The following is a 1,343-nucleotide window of genomic DNA, read 5'->3' as shown; positions in this document are numbered from 1 at the left end:
CCGCCACACTGGTCATCGAGCGAGACGAGGATTCTCTCAAGGAAGCGATCAATAATTTCGTCAGCAACTACAACGAGATGAAATCGACCGTCGGACGCATGACGCAGTTCAATGGCGCAGGTGAAACCTCCGGTGAGCTGGTGGGCGATCGCACCGTACGTACCATCGAGAACCGCTTGAGTCAGGATATCAGCGATAGTCTCGAAGGTGGCGACATTACTCGTCTTTCCGACATTGGTATCACGCTCGACGAGCGTGGTCGATTGAAGGTGGATGAGGAAAAACTTGATGCGGCCATCGCCGGCGACCCGGAAGCACTCGCCGCATTTTTTGCAGGCGACAGCAAGGAAGCCGGGTTTGCAGGACGCATGAGCGCAACGCTGACCTCGATCACGTCGGATGACGGTATCATCCAGAGTTCGGTCAGCAGCGCAGAACAGCGCATCGACAGCCTAGACAAGCGCAAGGCGCGCATGGAAGCCAGCATCGAAAGAACCGTGGACCGCTACCGCAGACAGTTCGCTCAGTTGGATGGCATGATCGCGCAGATGAATTCGATGAGCAGCTATCTCAGTCAACAGTTCGACATGTTGAGCAACATGCAGAAGAAATGATCTTTTAAGTTGCACTTCGTTACATAAAAACGGGTGGTACAGCTAAAGAAGTTTGCCTGGGGGCCGTTATCTATAGCACCGGCGATGTAAACGCCGTAAACCGGCCCCCTGGTCAGTCAAACTTCGAGGAATATCTCCATGTCCGTGATCAATACCAACATCACTTCCATGATCGGCCAGAACAACCTGCGTTCTTCCCAGAGCATGCTGGCCCAAGCGCAGGAACGTCTGTCTTCCGGCCTGCGTATCAACAGCGCATCCGACGACGCCGCTGGTCAGGCCATCGCCAACAAGATGACCGCCCAGATCAAGGGCATGGAACAGGCGAGCCGTAACGCCAGCGACGGTATCTCCCTGGTTCAGACCATGGAAGGTGGTCTGGATCAGATCAACGACAACCTGCAGCGTATTCGTGAACTGGCGGTACAGGGTGCCAACGATACCAACACCGAAGACGACCGCGCCGCGATCGAAACCGAAATCAACGAGCGTCTGGCCGAGATCGACCGCGTGGCGGGCAGCAACAACTTCAACGGTACCAACCTGCTCAATGTGAGCGGTGGTGGTACTCTGAACATTCAGGTCGGTTCCAATACGGACTCTGAAGACGTTATTTCGGTCAAGACTATTGATGCAACCGTGACTGGCCTTGGTCTGTCTGGCGGCGGCATGTCCGGTTCTACGTTCACCGCGGGTACCAGCGGTGCCCATGACAACTTCCAGAGCCTG

General features: G+C 55.4%; 2 protein-coding genes. Both read left to right on the top strand.

The window, feature by feature from the left end:
* On the top strand, nt 1-614 hold a 614-nt coding region (gene fliD / locus BIS11_RS17750; protein ID WP_253586747.1), incomplete at its 5' end, for a flagellar filament capping protein FliD.
* A gap of 138 nt (nt 615-752) precedes the next feature.
* The coding region (locus BIS11_RS17745; RefSeq protein WP_253586746.1) for a flagellin FliC at nt 753-1,343 on the top strand (591 nt) is incomplete at its 3' end.

Origin of the sequence: Halomonas sp. 707D4 (genome assembly GCF_024158685.1) — a bacterium.
GTDB lineage: Bacteria > Pseudomonadota > Gammaproteobacteria > Pseudomonadales > Halomonadaceae > Vreelandella.
This window is presented reverse-complemented; position numbering and strand designations above follow the sequence as displayed.